This is a genomic window from Streptomyces sp. NPDC000075 (assembly GCF_040301925.1).
Lineage (GTDB): Bacteria > Actinomycetota > Actinomycetes > Streptomycetales > Streptomycetaceae > Streptomyces > Streptomyces polychromogenes.
Genome location: NZ_JBEPFL010000022.1, coordinates 1 through 16,775 on the forward strand (window position 1 = coordinate 1; position 16,775 = coordinate 16,775).

Here is a 16,775-nt window from a genome sequence, read left to right on the forward strand (position 1 = left end):
GCCCCGGCGTCCGTCGACGCCGCGTCGCGCCCGCCCGACGCGCACGGCCCGCCACCCGGCCCCGCCCCCGCTCCAGGGCCCGGCGCCGTCCAGCTCTTCCCCGCCGCCACCCGCCCCGGCCCGCCCGCCGGACACGCCGACGCGGAGGGCACACGGCGCGGCGTACCCCTGCGGCTGCCCCGCACCGCCTCCCTCGACGACCCGCTGGGCCTGATGCGCGCCCTGCGGCCCGTCGGACGCCGCTCCATCGGCGGCCCCGGCGAGGAACTCGACGAACAGCTCACCGTGGAACGCAGCATCGAGGCCATGATCCCCACCCCGGTGCTGCGCCCCGCCGAGAGCCGCTGGCTGGACCTGGCCCTGGTCGTCGACGCCCACCCCTCGATGCTGCTGTGGGCCGACCTGGCCGCCGAACTGCGCGGGGTCCTCACCCGCAGCGGCGTCTTCCGCGACGTACGCACCTGGCAGCTCACCGGCACCGGCCCCGCAGGCACCCCGCAGCTCGCCCGCGGCCCCGGCGAGCCGCCCCGCAACCCCCTCGAACTCGCCGACCCGGCCGGCCGCCGGCTGATCCTCGTCCTCTCCGACACCGTCGCCGGAGGCTGGCGGGAGGGCCCGCTGCGCGCGGTCCTGCGCCACTGGAGCGGCCACAACGCCGTCGCCGTGCTGAACGTCCTGCCCGAACGGCTGTGGAGCCGGGGCGCCGTACGGCCCGTGCCCTTCGCCGTCCGCTCCGACCGGCCCGCCGCCGCCACCCGCTCCTGGCAGCGGGTCCCCGCCGCCCGGCGGGCGCGCGGCGGCGGCCCGGTGGTCCCGGTCGTCGGCCTCGCCTCCGGCAGCCTCGCCCGCCTCGTACGGGTCGTGTCCGGCGACGGCCGCTGGCGCCGTCTGGCCTGCCTGCGCCTCGACGCGGCCGCCGGCCCGCCCGCAGCGGCGCCCCTGCCCTCGGCGGACCCCCTGGAGGTGGTTGAACGCTTCCGGGCCGGGGCCTCCCCGACCGCCCAGCGGCTCGCCGCGCACCTGGCCGCGGTACCGCTGACCCTGCCCGTGATGACCCTCGTACGCCGCTCCCTGCTGCGCGGCTCCGAACACGGCCACCTGGCGGAGGTGGCCCTCGGCGGCCTCTTCGCCCCCTGGGACGGCCACCGCCGCCCGGAGGAGACCGAGTTCGAGTTCCTCCCGGGCGTACGGGAGGCCCTGCTCGGCTCCCAGCTGCGCGGGGACGTGGCGGCGGTACGGGAACTGGTCCGCCGCCGGGTGTGGGAGTTCATGTCCCGCAACCGGGGCACGGGGCCGGACTTCTCGGCGACCCGGGTCACGACGGGGCAGGCGGGCCGGCGGCCGGTCCCGGACGGGGCGCTGCCGTTCGCCGAGCGCCGGCCCGACCCCGGGCCGGCGGAACCCGCCCCCGTCGCCGGGCCCCGGGCCCCGGTCCAGGCCCAGACCCCGGTCCAGACCCAGACCCCGGCCCCGGACGCCGGGCTCGCGGACCGGGTGGTCCGCGTCCGGTTCGAGCCGCTCACGGAGCCGAAGGAGGTGGGGACGCTGCTGGGGCCCCGGCTCGTGCTCGCGGTGGGGAACGTCCCCCGGCCGCAGGAGACGGTCGCCTGGGTCCGGTCGGGCGGCCGGGAGATCCCCTGCCAGCCGGTCTGGTGGGATTACGGAACACCGCGCGTGCTGCTGCTGGAGAGCGGAGAGGACCTGGTGGAGCCGGCGGGCCTCGTTCCGCAGGCCTGGGGAACCCTCCCGGACGCGGCGGAGGCACGGGTTCGCGTCGACGGCCTCACGGAAGCGGGGCTGCGGACCGCGCTGACCGGGGTCCTGGACTGGGACGGGGCGCCCAACGGGGAACTCGTCCGCCTTTCCGTCGAGCCGGAGACCTGGACCCACTTCGTGGGCGGCCCGCTGTCCTCGGAGGGCGCTCTGCTGGGGGTGGTGCACACGGTCGAGCCCGACCGGATGGTGTTCCTGTCCGGTGCCGCCCTGATGGAGCAGCCCTCCTTCCGCGCGGCCCTGGACGCCCGCACACAGCCGGCCCCCCACCGCGGCGGCGTCGTCGTCGGACCCCGGGTGACCGTGGACGTACGGGTGGTCCACGGGGCCGTGCCGCGCGCCCCCCTGGCCCAGCTGATGACGGATCCGCTGATCGGCGGGACGCTGCTCGGCGGCGCCGGACCGAGGACGCTGCACCTCGTGCTCGAACCGCCCGGCGCCCTGGGCCGCGCGGGGCGGCTGCTGGGGGCGCTGCCGACGGCCCTCGCCACGTACGGGGACACGCCGGCGCAGGACCTGCCGTCCCCGCTCGCCGTGGTGCTGGGGATCGGGGAGCCGGGAAGGGCACCGGAGCCACCGGCACGGCTGATCGGGCACGACCTGATCGCGGAGCGGCTGAGAAGGGCCAGGAGGGCCCGGACCGGGCGCCTTCTCCTCGCCCTGTCCCAGCCGCTGTACGAGGAACTCGGCGCCCTGGCCGGGCCGACCGCGCTGAGCGCCTTCACCCCGCTCGGGGACGGCGTCGGGGCCTGGGTCTCCGAGGGCGACCCCCGGCAGCTGGGGGAGCTGCTGGCGCGGGCCGAGAGATCCGTACGGAACGCGGCGGTCGCCTGGCTCCGCTGCCGGACCGGCGCCTCCGGCGACCGGCCGCAGGGCTGCCCGGGCATCCGCCCGCCGGGCCTGTCCGCCTGCCTGGCCCACCTGCCGCCGGGCGAACAGGAAGCGGTGCTGAGCGGTCTGCGCCCCGGCGACCCCCTCGACTTCCGGGGCGTCCCGTTCGGCGCGGGTCTGCTGCGGCGGGTCCTCGACGCGGTACGGGACCCGGAGACCGGGCGGCCGGTCCTGGGGGCGGTGGCCTTCGAGGAAGCGCGCTTCGACGAGGGCTGGGCGGAAACGGGGGCGGTGTTCACGGGAGAGGCCGATTTCTCGGGGACCTGGTTCGACGGCCCGGCGGACTTCTCCGGGGCCGCCTTCCAGAGCCAGGCCCTCTTCGGCCGGGCCGTGTTCCGGGAAACGGCGACGTTCGGGGGAAGCCTGTTCGCAGGCCCCGCCGACTTCGGCCGCACCGCCTTCACCCGGGGAGCGGATTTCTCCGGCGTCACCTGGACGGACCAGGTCTCCTTCCAGAGCGCTCTTCTGGAGGACGGCGCGGCCCTCACCGGGATGAGGGTGGAGGGACGGGCCGATTTCCGCCGGGTGAGGAGCGGGGGCCGGATGGTGCTCGACGGCTCCCGGTTTGCCGGACCGGCGCAGTTCGAGCACGCGGTGTGGGCCGGTACGTTCTCCGCCGTCGGCACGCGGTTCGGTGCCTCGGCGGGATTCGGCGACGCGGTGTGCCGGGGCGAGGCGCTCTTCCGGGACACCCGGTTCGACGGCCCGGCCACGTTCGTCTTCACCGCCTTCGAAGGCGCGGTCCGGTTCGACACGAGCACCTTCGCGGCATCCGTCGTCTTCTCCCGCGCCGCCTTCGGCGGCCCGGCGCTGTTCACGCACAGCGTGTGCCGGCACGGCGTCTCCTTCGACCAGGCGGTCTTCTCCAGCCTGCTCCGCTGGCGCGACATGACCGTCGAGAACGAGGTGAGCCGGTTCGAAGGGGCGCGGTTCCAGGGGCCGGCGCGCTTCCAGCGCGCCGACTTCGCGACCGCCACCGGTTTCGACGACGCGATCTTCGACGCCGGCGTCTCCATCGAGGACTCCGAGTTCCGGGCCGGGCTGACCTTCGAGGGCACGTCCTTCCACGCCACGGCCGAGTTCACCGGCATCAGGCTCTCCGTCCCCCTCTCCCTGCCGGGCGACTGGTCGGCGACCAGTACCGACACCGGCCTGTGGAACATCACCTCCCCCCACCCCGCCGCCTCCCATCCCGAGGAGCCGGCCCCCGCAGAGCCGGCCCCCGCGGACCCCGACCCCGGCGAAGAATGAGGCATTCTGGCGGCACAACGACCCCACCCACCACAGGAGTTCACCCGTGTCCGCCGCCTCGCGCCACATCCCCTTCGCCCGTCTCCACAACTTCCGCGACCTCGGCGGCTACCGCTCCGCCGACGGTCGCAGCGTCGCCACGGGCGTCCTCTACCGCTCCGACTCCCTCGGGAAGCTCGACACCGCGCACGGCGACTGGGACCGCTTCCTCGGCCTCGGCATCCGTACCGTCATCGACCTGCGCTACCCCTGGGAGATCGAGGCCAAGGGCCGGATACCCGAGCCGGAGCGGTTCACCTACGCCAACCTCAGCATCGAGCACCGCCCCTACGACCAGTCCGCGATCGACCCCGCCCTCGACCCCTGGCGCTACCTCGCCGACCGCTTCGCCGAAGTCGCCGAGGACGGGACCGAGGAGATCCGTCGGGCCATCGAGCTGATCGCCGACGGCCCGGGACCCGCCGTCTTCCACTGCGCCTCGGGCAAGGACCGCACCGGCCTCATCGCCGCGCTCGTCCTGACCCTCCTCGACGTGGACGAGGAGCAGATCCTGGCCGACTTCGCCCTCACCGAGCTCGCCACCGCCCGCCTCGTCGCGGACTGGCACGCCGCCCACCCCGGCCGCACCCTGCGCTGGCCCGCGTACGGACGCGCCCCGGCCGAGGTCATGGCCCTGGTCCTCGCCGACCTGACGAGCCGTTACGGGTCTCCCTCCGGCTACCTCTCCGACGCCGTCGGCGTCACCCCCGCCACCGCCGCCCGGCTGCGCGAGCGCCTCCTCGTCTGAGGCCGCGGAAAATCCGGTGCCCCCGGCGGCGCGCACTGCCTACACTCGCCGTGCGCGCCGCCGAAACGGCCCGCGCGCCTCATGCCGTCGGACGAAGAGAAGGGGAACAGGGTCATGCGTACGCACACCGCCGCCGCCCTCGTTCCCCCGGCCCGGTACGACGTGATCCCGGTGTCTCGCACCGCGCGGTAACAGCTGCGCGGCTGTCACCGTACGCCCCGACGCATGCGTCCGAGTTCCCTCGGCCTCGACACGTCCGCAGGCCCTTAACCGGCCTCCTCGCGACGTGTCATGACGATACGTCGGGCAATCGCGCCGCCCTCTTCACCAGATCCCGGCATCCGAAAGGCCCTGGGCCATGCGCACTCGCACCGAAACCCGCCCCAGCCCCCTCACCACCGTCCGCAACCTCGGCATCCTCGCCCACGTCGACGCGGGCAAGACCACCGTCACCGAGCGGATCCTGTTCGCGACCGGCACCATCCACAAGCGCGGCGAGGTCCACGACGGGACGACCGTCACCGACTTCGACGCCCAGGAGCGCGCCCGCGGCATCACCATCTTCGCCGCGGCCGTCAGCTGCGCCTGGGACGGGCACCGGATCAACCTGATCGACACCCCCGGCCACGTCGACTTCGCCGACGAGGTCGAGCGCTCGCTGCGCGTGCTCGACGGGGCCGTCGCCGTGTTCGACGCCGTCGCCGGGGTCGAGCCGCAGAGCGAGTCGGTGTGGCGGCAGGCGGACCGGCACGGCGTGCCGCGCATCGCGTTCGTCAACAAGCTGGACCGGGCCGGCGCCGACCTCGACGCGGCGGTGGCCTCGATCCGGGACCGGCTCGGCGCCGTCCCCCTGGTCGTCCAGCTGCCCGTCGGCCGTGAGGACGCCTTCACCGGCGTCGTCGACCTCCTGCGGATGCGCGCCCTGCTGTGGGGCGCGGGCACGGGCAAGGACGCGTACGAGACGGCGCCCGTCCCCGTAGAGCTGCTGGAGGAGGCGCGCGGGCGGCGCCGGCTCCTGGAGGAGACGGTGGCCGAACTCCACGCGGACGCCCTGGAGGAGTTCTGCGCCTCCGGCTCCCTCACCGAGGAGACGCTGGTCCGCGCCCTGCGCGAGCTGACCCTCGCCGGGGACGGCGTCGTGGTGCTGTGCGGCTCGGCCTACCGCAACCGCGGGATCGAGCCGCTGCTGGACGCCGTCGTGGCGTACCTGCCGTCGCCGGCCGACATGCCGGCGGTGCAGGGCCGCCCCGCCGACCCGGCGGAGCCGCTGGCCGCCCTCGCCTTCAAGGTGACGGCGAGCACGACCGGACGGCTGACGTACGTACGCCTCTACGCGGGCACCCTGCGCAAGGGCGACACCGTACTGGACCCCGGTACGGGCAGGACGGAACGGATCGGGCGGATCCTGCGGGTGCAGGCCGACCGGCACGAGGAACGGGAGGAGGCGGTGGCGGGTGACATCGTCGCGGTGATCGGGCCCAAGACGGCCCGCGCGGGCAGCACCCTGTGCGCGCCCGGGGCCCCGCTGCTGCTCGAACCGCCCACGGTGGCCGATCCGGTGGTGTCGGTGGCGGTCGAGGCGGGCCGCAGCACGGACACCGGCCGGCTCTCCGCCGCGCTCGCCCGGATCGCCGAGGAGGACCCCTCGCTGGTGGTCCGGACCGACGCGGAGACGGGGCAGACCGTGCTGTCGGGGCTGGGCGAGCTCCATCTGGAGGTCGCGGTGGAGAAGATCCGCCGGGACCAGGGGGTGGAGGTCGTCGTGGGCCGGCCCCGGGTCTCCTACCGGGAGACCGTGGTGGAGGGTGTCTCGGGGCTGGTCTACCGGCACGTCAAACAGGAGGGTGGCGCGGGCCAGTTCGCCCATGTGGTGATCGACGTCGAGCCGCTGGGCGAGCCGGGCTTCGCGTTCCGTTCGGCCGTGGTCGGGGGCCGGGTCCCGCAGGAGTACGCGCGGGCCGTGGAGGCGGGTTGCCGGGACGCCCTCGCGGAGGGTCCCCTCGGCGGGCATCCGGTGACGGGGCTGCGGGTCGTCCTGACCGACGGGGCGACCCACTCCAAGGACTCCTCGGAGTTCGCCTTCCGCGCGGCCGGCCGGTTCGCGCTGCGGGAAGCCCTGCGCGCGAGCGCGCTGGAGCTCCTGGAGCCGGTCGCGGAGGTCACGGTGACCGTCCCGGACGAGTCCGTCGGCGCGGTCCTCGGTGACCTCGCCGCCCGGCGCGGCCGGGTCACCGGCTCGGCCACCCGGGCCGGGACGGCGGTGGTGACGGCGACGGTGCCGCTGGCCGAACTGTTCGGCTACGCGTCCCGCCTGCGCGGCCGCACCCAGGGCCGGGGCACCTTCACCACCCGCCCGGCGGGCCTCGCCCCGGTCCCGGCGGGGGTGGCCGCGACGCTCCTGCCGCGCTAGAGGCCGGATCACCCCGGTCCGAAATATCTTGACGTCGAGATAGATGAGAGGGCAGGCTGCCGTCTGGTATCTCGACATCGAGATACTTTCGGACGGGGGAAGGCGGGGGCCCGGCATGGGACGGCGCGGTACGGCAGGACAGGCCAGGGACGACCACGCCACCGGCCCCGGCGGCGCCGCAGCCCCGGGGCCCGGCACCCCGCCCGCGCCCCCGGCTCCGGCCCGGTCCCCGGCCGTGCACGCGGGCGGCGCTGCGGGCCCCGGCGTGGAGGGCGGCTCCGGGGCGGGCGGGCTGATCGCGCAGTTGCGGCGGCCGCCCGGCGGCCGGGACGCGCGGATCATGCTGCTCGGCCAGCTCCTCGACCGCACCGGAACCGGCGTCTGGGCCGCCGCCTCCGTCCTCTTCTTCACCTTCGTCGTCGGCCTCGACGCCGCCCGCCTCGGCCTCATGCTCGGCGTCGGCGCGATCGCGGGCATCGCCGGCTCCCCGCTCGCCGGCCACCTGGCCGACCGGTTCCCCGTACGCCCCCTCCTGATCGCCTGTCACCTGCTGCGGCTCGCCGCCCTCTGTGCGATGCTCGTCGTCACCCGCTTCGAGCTGCTCCTGGCGATCGTGGCCCTCACCCACCTCGGCGACCGGGCCGCCAAGACCCTTGAGATGCTCTTCGCCACCCGGGTGGCGGGCGAGCGCCGCGCCACCTACCAGGCCCTGTCGCGCAGCGCCGCCAACGCCGGGTACGCCGTCGGCGCCGGCATCGCCGCCATCGGCCTCGCCATCGGCACCCGGGGCGCGTACGAGGTCCTCATCCTCGGCAACGCCCTGTCCTTCCTGGTGGCCTCCGTCCTGGTGTGGCGCACCCGCGAACCGCACGACCCCGGACGCCTGGTCGCCGCCGCCGCGCGGCCGAAGGCCGAGGCCGCTCCGGCCCACGCCGGCCCCGCCCACGTGAACCCGTCCGGCCGCCGGAGCCCCTGGCGGGACCGGGGCTACCTCCGCTTCGTCCTGCTGGACATGCCCCTCAACCTGGACGACTCGCTCCTCAACGTCGGCCTGCCGCTGTGGCTCGTCCACCACACCGACGCACCGCACGCCGTCGTCCCGGCGTTCCTCGCCGTCAACACCGTGCTCGTCGTCGTCCTCCAGCTCACCGTCTCGGCCAAGGTCCGCACCCCGTACGAGGCGGCCGGCGCCGTCGCCTGGTACGGGCTCTTCCTGCTCGGCGCCTGCGTGCTCCTCGCGCTGACCCCCGCCAACGGCCCCTGGACCGCGTCCGCCGTCCTGCTCGGCGCGGCGGTCCTGGTCACCGCCGCCGAGCTGGTGCGCTCGGTCTGCTCCTGGGAACTGGCCGTCTCCCTCGCGCCGGGGGAGGCCCGGGCCTCGTACCTGGGGGTGGCGGGCATCTCCCCGTCCACCCAGAAGGCCGTCGGCCCGCTCCTGCTGACCGGCGCCGTCATGGCCGCCGGCCCGGCCGGCTGGCTCGCGCTCGGCGCGGGGGTGGCGGGCCTGGCCCTGGTCCAGCGCCGGTCCGCGCTGCGGCGGCTGGCCGCGGCCCCGCCCGCTCCCGCCGCCTGAGCCGCCACCCCCACCCGGGCCCCCGTCCGGACGGCGGTGATTGCCCGGCCCCGGCGCGGGTAGCCGCCCGGTGGGAGCCGTATCCGGCACGGGGATCCGGCGCTGGGCTCCGGCACAGGCATCCGGACCTGGGAGGAGCGATGACGCGTCGCGTGCACGAGGTGATGACCGGGAATCCGGTGGCCGTCGAGAAGCCGACCTCGCTGGCCGAGGCGGCGCGGGTGATGCGCGACGCCGACATCGGGGACGTGCTCGTCGTCGACGCCGGCAGGCTGCGCGGCATCCTGACCGACCGGGACCTCGTCGTCCGCGCCGTGGCCGACGGCCGGGACCCCGCCGAGACGACCGTGGACGCCGTCTGCACCACCGACCCGGTCACCGTCCGGCCCGACGACGGCGTGGACGAGGCCATCGCCCTCATGCGGCGCAAGGCCCTGCGGCGTCTGCCGGTGGTGACCGGGGACGGCGAACTCGTCGGCGTCGTCAGCCTCGGCGACCTCGTGGTGGAGCAGGACCCGGGGTCGGCCCTCGCCGCGATCGCGGCGGCCGGGCCCGAGGACTGAAGGCGGGCGGCGGAGGAGGCTGCGTCATGAACGCGTACGTACCCCTGGTCTCGGTGGCGGACGGCGGCCTGCTGATCCCCGCGGACGAGGTCACCGCCCTGCTGCGCCGCCTCGCGGGCGGCTGGCTGAACTCGGTGTACGACGGTGAGACCGATCTGGACCCGGGCACGGCCCTCGGGCTGGCCGGCGTCCTGGTGGAGCTGGCCGACCAGATCGACGTGGAGTGCATCGGCCTCATGACCCTCGAGGGTGACGCCGACGGGGAGGAAGCCGCCCCGCCGGCCTGAGCCGGTTCAGGCCCCGACCGCCCTCGCCCGCCGGCCGTCCCTCTCGCCCATCAGTCGCCCGAAGCAGGCGTCCACCGCACGCCGACGCGGACTGATCGACAACCGATTCAATCGCCTAGGCAACTGATTCCATCGTGATGGACGCCTCTTGTGCTCGAATCAAGCAGATGTTTAGCTGGTTCCGTACAGGAGGTGAGAGCCATGGACGACATCGACCGGGCGATCCTGCGCGAGCTCCAGGCGGACGGGCGGATCCCGTACGCCGAACTCGGGCCGAAGGTCGGGCTGTCGCCCTCGGCGGCCCGGCAACGGCTCCATCGGCTGATCGACACCAAGGTGGTACAGGTGGTCGGGGTCACCGACCCCATGGCCATGGGCGGCCAGACCATGGCCATGCTCGGCCTGCGCGTGGACGGCGATCCGCGCGCCGTGGCCGACGCGCTCTCGCACCACGACGAGATCGTCTACGCCGTGCTCACCTCAGGCACGTTCGACCTGTTCGCGGAGGTCGTCTGCCGCCGTCCGCACGACCTGCTGGACTTCGTCAACGACGTCGTACGCCCCATCGAGGGCGTCGCGGCGGTGGAGAACTTCCCCTACTTCGGGATCCACACCCACCGCTTCCTCTGGGACGTCGACTGACGCCGCCCCCCGGCCCGGGCCGGGGGGCGCCACGGGGTCGGGTCTCGTGCCCCAGGGGCCTCCCCACACACCCCGAGACCCCTGGCCCCGACCGGTGACCTCGGGCCCCTGACCTGTGACCCGGCCCCGGGCTTACCCGGCACGCGGCCCCGGTTTCCCCGGCTCCCCGGTCTCCCCGGTGTCCGCTGCTCCTCGGGCTCCCTGGTCCTGGGCTTCCGGGTTTCCGGGCTCGCGGTCCTTGGCCCTCCGGTCTACGCCCCGAGCCCGACGGCCGGCGGGTTGCGGCCGCTGCCTCTCCGGCCTGAGTCCGGGGCCACGACCTGGTGCCCGGCTCGCGGGTCCCGGGCCGCGGCTCCTGGGTTTGGGGGCCGGGGGCCCTTGGCCTCCCGGTCTACGGCCTGAGCCCGGCGGTCGGCGGGTTGGGGCTGCTGCCTCTCGGGCCTGAGTCCGGGCCCACGACCTGGTGCCCGGTTCGCGGGTCCCGGGCCGCTGCTCCCCGGCTCCCGAGCTCGGGGTTCTTGGCCCTCCGGTCTACGGCCCGAGCCCGACGGCCGGCGGGTTGCGGCCGCTGCCCCTCGGTCCTGGGTCCCGGCCCACGACCTGGTGCCCGGCTCGCGGGTCCCGGGCCGCAGGGCTCCCGGCCTGGGGCCGACCGGCAGTCCCGTGCCCCTCGGTCCCCACCCGGCCCCACCCGCCCGGCCCGAGGCCATCCCGTCTCCGGCCGGTCCGCTCCGAGACCCACCCGGTCTTCGGCCCGGCCGCCGGCCTCCCAACCGGAGGTTTATCCGCCGTCCGGCCTTCCCAGGCCGCCGTTCGTTCCGCCCCGCAGCCTTCCTGGGCCGCCGTTCCTTCCGCCCCGCAGCCTTCCCGGGCGGGCGCTCCCTGCGCCCCCGCGGCCTTCCCGGACCGCAGCTCCCCCCGGGGCGTGGCCCCCTCGCCGCTCCCCCCGCCCTGCGGCCTCCCCGGCCGCTGATCCCCCCCGTCCACGCCGGCATCCCGCCGCGAGCGGCGCCGGGACGGCCCTCGGTGCCGGACCCGTGAGCCACCCACGCACGCACGTCCGTACGCCCGCACCGGCCTGCCGCCCTCCCCAGGCGCGGCGATCCACCCGCCCCCGCCCCCGTCCCCGTCCGAACAGCCGAGGTCCCGACATGACGTACGACCACCAGCCCCGCCCCCAGACCGTCGACTTCTTCACCCACCAGGCCCTTCCCGCCCCGCGCGTCACCGCCGGGCAGGCGCGTCGGATAGCCGCCGAACACTTCGGCCTCGACGTACACGCCGCCTCGCTCGGCAGCCAGCAGGACGCCAACTTCCTCCTGTCCCACCCCGACGGATCGCCCGCCGCCGTCCTCAAGATCGCGAACCCGGTCTTCACCGCGACCGAGATCGACGCCCAGGACACCGCCGCCGACCTGATCGCCGACGCGCAGCCCGGGCTGCGCCTGGCGACCGTCCTGCGGGCCGCCGACGGCAGCCGCAGGATCGCCGCCGTGGACACCGACGGCGGCCCCGTCACCGCGCGGCTGCTGCGGCACCTGCCCGGCGGGACGCTCTCGGGCCCGCGCCACCTGCCGCCCCGGACGGTCGCCGCCATGGGAACGATCGCCGGCCGGGTCAGCACCACCCTGAGCGGCTTCCGCCATCCGGGACTGGACCGCGTCCTGCAGTGGGACCCCCGCCACGCCGAACGGGTCGTCGACCAGCTCCTGGAACACGTCACCGAGGCGGACCGGCGCGCCGCCGTACAGGCGGCGGTCACCGAGGCCCGGACCGCCCTGCTGGAGGTCGCCGACCGGCTCCCGCGCCAGGCCGTGCACCTGGACCTGACCGACGACAACCTGGTCCGCACCCCGGATGGCCCGCTGCCGCTGCCCGACGGGATCATCGACTTCGGCGACCTGACGGACACCTGGGCGGTGTGCGAGCTCGCGGTACCGCTGTCCTCGATGCTGCACCACGACGGCATGGAACCGCACCACCTCCTGCCCGCCGTCCGCGCCTTCCACGAGGTCCGCCCGCTGTCCGCCGCCGAGGCGGCGGCCCTGTGGCCGCTGGTCGTCCTCCGTGCCGCGACCCTGGTGGTCAGCGGTCGCCACCAGGCCGCCGTCGACGGGGACAACGCCTACGTCAACGCCGCCCTCGACCGCGAGTGGCGCATCTTCGAACAGGCCACCGCCGTACCGGCCGCGGTCATGACCCGCCTGATCGCCGAGAGCCTCCGCCCGGCCCCCGTCCGGAGCGCCGCCCCCGTCCCTGCCCCTGCCCCCGTCCCCGTACCCGCCCCCGCCCGGCCCCTGGTGGCCGGACTCGACCCGGCCGGCATCAGGCTCCTCGACCTGTCCGCCGAGGCCGACGCCATGGACCACGGCACCTGGCTGGAGAAGGGCGCCGACGACCGCCTCGCGGCCGCGCTCCTCGCCGAGGCCGGCGCGACCGCCGTCGTCACCCGGCACGGCGGTGTGCGGCTCACCGAGGCCCCCGCCCTGTCCGCCACCTCACCCGCCACCGTCGCGACCGGCATCGACGTATGGCCGGCCCGGGCCGCAGAGCTGCACGCCCCGTACGACGGCGAGGTCCTCGCGGCGGCCCCGGGCCACCTGACCCTCGCCGGCGGCCCGTACGTCCTGCACCTCTCCTTCCCCGACACCGTCCGGCCCGCCCCCGCCGCCGGGGCGCCCGTGCGCGCCGGCGACCGGCTGGCCGCCGTCGAGGCCGGCACCCGCTTCCGCCTCTCGCTGCGCCTGCCCGCCGGCCCCGCCGTCCCGCCGCTGGTGCGGCCCGAGTACGCCCCCGGCTGGCTCGCGCTCACCGCCGACCCCGCCCCGCTCCTCGGCCTCCCGGCGGCCGCCACCGCCGCCCCGCAGCCGGACCTCCTCGCCCGCCGCGAGGCCTCGTTCGCCGCCGTCCAGGAGCACTACTACGCCAACCCGCCGCGCATGGAACGCGGGTGGCGCCACCACATGGTCTCCGCCGAGGGCCGCTCGTATCTGGACATGGTCAACAACGTCACCCCGCTCGGTCACGCCCATCCGCGCGTCGAGCAGGCCGTTGCCCGCCAGTTGCGCCGCCTCAACACCAACTCCCGCTTCCACTACGCCGCCGTCGTCGAGTTCACCGAACGCCTCGCCGCGCTCCTGCCCGACCCCCTCGACACGGTCTTCCTCGTCAACTCCGGCTCCGAGGCCGTCGACCTGGGGATCAGGCTCGCCATCGGGGCGACCGGCCGGCACGACGTCGTCGCCCTCCGCGAGGCCTACCACGGCTGGACGTACGCCTCCGACGCCGTCTCCACCTCCCTCCAGGACAACCCCAACGCCCTCGCCACCCGCCCCGGCTGGGTCCACACCGTCGACTCGCCCAACTCCTACCGGGGCCGCCACCGCGGCGAACAAGCCGCCCAGTACGCCCCGGAGGCCGTCCGGGTCATCAACGACCTGGCCGCCTCCGGCCGCCCCGCCGGCGCCTTCCTCAGCGAGTCCTACTACGGCAACGCCGGCGGCGTCGCCCTCCCCGACGGCTACCTCCGCCAGGTGTACGCCGCCGTACGCCGGCACGGGGGCCTGGCCATCGCCGACGAGATCCAGGTCGGCTACGGCCGCCTGGGCCACTGGTTCTGGGGCTTCGAACAGCAGCAGGCCGTCCCCGACATCGTGTGCGTGGCCAAGGCCATGGGCAACGGCCATCCACTGGGAGCCGTCATCACCAGCCGCGCCGTCGCCGACCGCTACCGCGACCAGGGCTACTTCTTCTCCTCCACCGGCGGCAGCCCCGTCTCCAGCATCGCCGGCCTCACCGTCCTGGACACCCTGCGCGACGAGGACCTCCAGGGCAACGCCGTCCGCACGGGAGGCCGCCTCAAGACCGACCTCCAGGCCCTCGCCGCCCGCCACCCGCTCATCGGCGCCGTCCACGGCTCAGGCCTCTACCTCGGCCTGGAACTCGTCCGCGACCACACCACCCTGGAGCCCGCCACCGAGGAGACCGCGGAACTCTGCGACCGCATGCTGGACCTCGGGGTCATCGTCCAGCCGACGGGCGACCACCTCAACATCCTCAAGATCAAGCCCCCGCTCTGCATCGACGCCCCCGCCGTGGACCACTTCACCCACACCCTCGACCGGGCCCTGGCGGAACTGGCCACCCCACCCCGCGGCTGACCGCCGGTGCGCGGGCACAGGTGCACGGACCTGCAATTGCTGAGGTCATAAGGTGGAGGGGAGGGGGCGCAGGGGTGCCCCGCGAGGAAACGGTTCCGGGTGGATGAGATGGGCAGTCGCAGCAGGGGTACCGAGGTGAGCACACCGCTGTACCAGCTGAAGGCGGAGTTCTTCAAAACGCTGGGGCACCCGGTCCGCATCCGCGTCCTGGAACTCCTCTCGGTGCGCGAGCACGCGGTCGCCGAGATGCTGCCCGAGGTCGGGGTGGAGGCCGCGAGCCTCTCCCAGCAGCTCGCCGTCCTGCGCAAGGCCAACCTGGTGGTCACCCGCAGAGAGGGCTCCACCGTCCACTACAGCCTGAGCCACCCCCGCGTCGCCGAACTCCTGCGCGTCGCCCGCGAGATCCTCTCGGGAGTCCTGGAAGGCCAGGCCGAACTCCTGGCCGACCTCCGCGCCACCCCCCACCCCTGACCGGCCGGCTACTTCCTGCCCGGCGTCCACTTCATACCGAGGCGGTACGCCCGGGAGATCACGTCCTGGACGCCGGGGCCGTCCTGCGGGGTGAACCAGCGCACCTCGCGTCCGATCACGAGCTCGCCCTTCTGCCGCTTGATCAGGGCGATGGCGCAGGCATGCGCCTGGGGCGGGCACTCGTCGAGGCTGACCTGGAAGCGGTCACCACGGTCGGAGGTGAGGGTCACCACCGCGTCGAGGCCGCGGAAGTCGCCGGAACCGTCGTAGATGTAGACGAAGAGCAGGAGCTTCTGGAACTCGGCCTGGTGGTCCAGGTTGATGACGAGGTTCTCCCCTGTCGCACGGGACCCGGTCCGGTCGTCCGAGTCCAGGGCGACGTAGGGGAAGCGGTCCACGGCCCCGAAGGCGTTCCCCAGGGCCTGGACGACGGTTTTGGTGCCGTCGGTGCACCGGATCATGCAGCCCAGGTCGAGATCCACGTTCTTGGCCGTGGCTGATCGCAGTGAGGCCCGTATCCGGCTGAACAGACCACGGGCCTCGCGGGCTGAGCGCTCGGCGGCGGCCTGCGGTGATGTCCAGTTCAGGTTGACCCTGATGAGCCCTGAGGTCACCCCGTGCTTGTCCAACGAGACCGTGGGCGACGCTTTGGTGAGGCTCACCGTGGTGGGCTGGGCCATGGGGCACCTTTCTGAGAAGTCCCGTGCGCCGGTGAGGGCCGTGGCCGCCGGCCCGCCGTCGCGACGCCGATCAACGGCGCGGCTTCCCGTCCTACAACCAGTCGCGCTTCTTGAAGATCACGTACAGGCTCGTGCAGACCACCGCCATCAGGAGGATCGCGAAAGGGTACCCCGCAACCCAGTGCAGTTCCGGCATGGTCTCGAAGTTCATGCCGTAGATCGTGCCGACCAGGGTGGGGGCGAAGAGGATGGCGGCCCAGGAGGAGATCTTCTTGATCTCCTCGTTCTGTTCGAAGCCCGCCTCCGCCAGGGCTCGCATTTCGGCGTTCTGTTGTTGGGAGACCAGGGTGGCGTTGACCGTGAGGATTTCGGTCAGGGCCTGGCGGAAGCCGTCCACGCGTTCGCTGGTGTGGGTGACGTGGTCCGCCACGTCGCGGAGGTAGCGCTGGAGTTCCTCGTCCGTGCCGTACTTGGCGAAGCCGGCCATCAGGGCGTGGAGCATGCCGACCAGGGGGCGGGTGGCGCGTTGGAACTCGACCATCTCGCGGGAGAGTTCGTAGATGCGGCGGGAGACCTCCGGGTCGCCGCGGAAGACCTCCGTCTCGATCTCGTCCATGTCGTTCTGGACGCCCGCGACCACCGGGGCGTAGCCGTCCACCACCGCGTCGAGGATGGCGTACAGGGCCGCCTCCGGGCCCAGGGAGAGGAGGTCCGGGGATTCCTCCATGCGGCGGCGGACCGCGGAGAGGTCGGGGGCCGCGCCGTGGCGGACCGTGATCAGGAAGTCCGGGCCGACGAAGACGTGGAGCTCGCCGAAGTCGACCTCCTCCTGGGCGTCCAGGTAGCGGGCCGCGCGCAGGACCACGAAGAGGGTGTCGCCGTAGCGTTCCAGCTTGGGGCGCTGGTGGGCCTCCAGGGCGTCTTCGATCGAGAGCGGGTGGAGGTTGAACTCGGCCGCCAGGGAGTGGAGTTCGGATTCCGTCGGGCGGTGGAGTCCGATCCAGGCCATGCCGTCCGGCTGTTCGCGCAGTCGCCGGAAGGTCTCGGCGAGGGTGGTGGGGGAGGCGACGCGGCGGCCCTCGCGGTAGACGGCCGAGTCGATCACGCTGTGGTGGTCCGGGGGGACGGTGGCCGGAGCCGCCGACGGGGGTGCGGGGGAGTTGCCGGACGGGCGGAGCCAGGCGGCCCGCTTCGCGGGGGTGGGGCGGCGGTCTGGGCGCTCCGGCATCGCAGCTCCAGGGAGGGGGCGGGTTGCGGACAGAAGGTGTCCGCAACGGGGGCTAGGTT

At 74.7% G+C, this 16,775-nt stretch carries 11 protein-coding genes; 9 read left to right on the plus strand and 2 right to left on the minus strand.

What is annotated here, in order from left to right; genetic code table 11:
- The 9 genes from ABT403_RS24230 to ABT403_RS24270 all read left to right on the plus strand — a co-directional run.
- Window positions 1-3,915, plus strand: a 3,915-nt coding sequence (locus ABT403_RS24230; RefSeq protein ID WP_351649806.1) for an SAV_2336 N-terminal domain-related protein, incomplete at its 5' end; no start/stop codon positions are given.
- 46 nt (window positions 3,916-3,961) lie between these two features.
- Window positions 3,962-4,702 (plus strand): tyrosine-protein phosphatase, encoded by a 741-nt coding sequence (locus ABT403_RS24235; protein ID WP_344166305.1) that lies wholly within the window; start codon window positions 3,962-3,964, stop codon window positions 4,700-4,702.
- A gap of 358 nt (window positions 4,703-5,060) precedes the next feature.
- Entirely contained in the window at window positions 5,061-7,112 is a 2,052-nt protein-coding gene (gene fusA / locus ABT403_RS24240; protein WP_344166306.1) for an elongation factor G, read from the plus strand.
- Window positions 7,113-7,227: 115 nt separating this feature from the next.
- On the plus strand, window positions 7,228-8,685 hold the full coding sequence (locus ABT403_RS24245; RefSeq protein ID WP_344166307.1) for an MFS transporter: 1,458 nt from the start codon (window positions 7,228-7,230) through the stop codon (window positions 8,683-8,685).
- A gap of 140 nt (window positions 8,686-8,825) precedes the next feature.
- Entirely contained in the window at window positions 8,826-9,248 is a 423-nt protein-coding gene (locus ABT403_RS24250; protein ID WP_344166308.1) for a CBS domain-containing protein, read from the plus strand.
- 26 nt (window positions 9,249-9,274) lie between these two features.
- The gene (locus ABT403_RS24255; protein ID WP_344166309.1) at window positions 9,275-9,535 is read left to right on the plus strand and encodes a DUF6213 family protein; all 261 of its coding nucleotides are present in this window, start codon (window positions 9,275-9,277) and stop codon (window positions 9,533-9,535) included.
- 201 nt (window positions 9,536-9,736) lie between these two features.
- Entirely contained in the window at window positions 9,737-10,177 is a 441-nt protein-coding gene (locus ABT403_RS24260; RefSeq protein WP_344166310.1) for an Lrp/AsnC family transcriptional regulator, read from the plus strand.
- A 1,151-nt stretch (window positions 10,178-11,328) separates the two neighbouring features.
- The gene (locus ABT403_RS24265; RefSeq protein WP_344166311.1) at window positions 11,329-14,337 is read left to right on the plus strand and encodes an aminotransferase; all 3,009 of its coding nucleotides are present in this window, start codon (window positions 11,329-11,331) and stop codon (window positions 14,335-14,337) included.
- A 135-nt stretch (window positions 14,338-14,472) separates the two neighbouring features.
- Window positions 14,473-14,808, plus strand: coding sequence for an ArsR/SmtB family transcription factor (locus ABT403_RS24270; protein ID WP_344166312.1), 336 nt, complete (start codon window positions 14,473-14,475; stop codon window positions 14,806-14,808).
- Window positions 14,809-14,816: 8 nt separating this feature from the next.
- Here the strand turns inward: ABT403_RS24270 and ABT403_RS24275 are convergent, their stop codons facing one another.
- Together ABT403_RS24275 and ABT403_RS24280 are read right to left on the minus strand one after the other, a co-directional pair.
- Window positions 14,817-15,488 carry a hypothetical protein gene (locus ABT403_RS24275; RefSeq protein ID WP_344166313.1) on the minus strand — a complete coding sequence of 224 codons (672 nt, stop codon included), beginning with the start codon at window positions 15,486-15,488 and terminating at the stop codon, window positions 14,817-14,819.
- 91 nt (window positions 15,489-15,579) lie between these two features.
- Window positions 15,580-16,716, minus strand: a complete 1,137-nt coding sequence (locus ABT403_RS24280; protein WP_344166314.1) for a magnesium and cobalt transport protein CorA — start codon at window positions 16,714-16,716, stop codon at window positions 15,580-15,582.
- Window positions 16,717-16,775 lie beyond the last annotated feature (59 nt).

What these genes read in the sequence shown, in the direction of transcription:
- fusA (WP_344166306.1), top strand. Translation starts at nt 5,061, where the DNA reads ATGCGCACTCGCACCGAAACCCGCCCCAGCCCCCTCACCACCGTCCGC.
- ABT403_RS24245 (WP_344166307.1), top strand. Translation starts at nt 7,228, where the DNA reads ATGGGACGGCGCGGTACGGCAGGACAGGCCAGGGACGACCACGCCACC.
- ABT403_RS24250 (WP_344166308.1), top strand. Translation starts at nt 8,826, where the DNA reads ATGACGCGTCGCGTGCACGAGGTGATGACCGGGAATCCGGTGGCCGTC.
- ABT403_RS24255 (WP_344166309.1), top strand. Translation starts at nt 9,275, where the DNA reads ATGAACGCGTACGTACCCCTGGTCTCGGTGGCGGACGGCGGCCTGCTG.
- ABT403_RS24260 (WP_344166310.1), top strand. Translation starts at nt 9,737, where the DNA reads ATGGACGACATCGACCGGGCGATCCTGCGCGAGCTCCAGGCGGACGGG.
- ABT403_RS24265 (WP_344166311.1), top strand. Translation starts at nt 11,329, where the DNA reads ATGACGTACGACCACCAGCCCCGCCCCCAGACCGTCGACTTCTTCACC.
- ABT403_RS24275 (WP_344166313.1), bottom strand. Translation starts at nt 15,488, where the DNA reads ATGGCCCAGCCCACCACGGTGAGCCTCACCAAAGCGTCGCCCACGGTC.
- ABT403_RS24280 (WP_344166314.1), bottom strand. Translation starts at nt 16,716, where the DNA reads ATGCCGGAGCGCCCAGACCGCCGCCCCACCCCCGCGAAGCGGGCCGCC.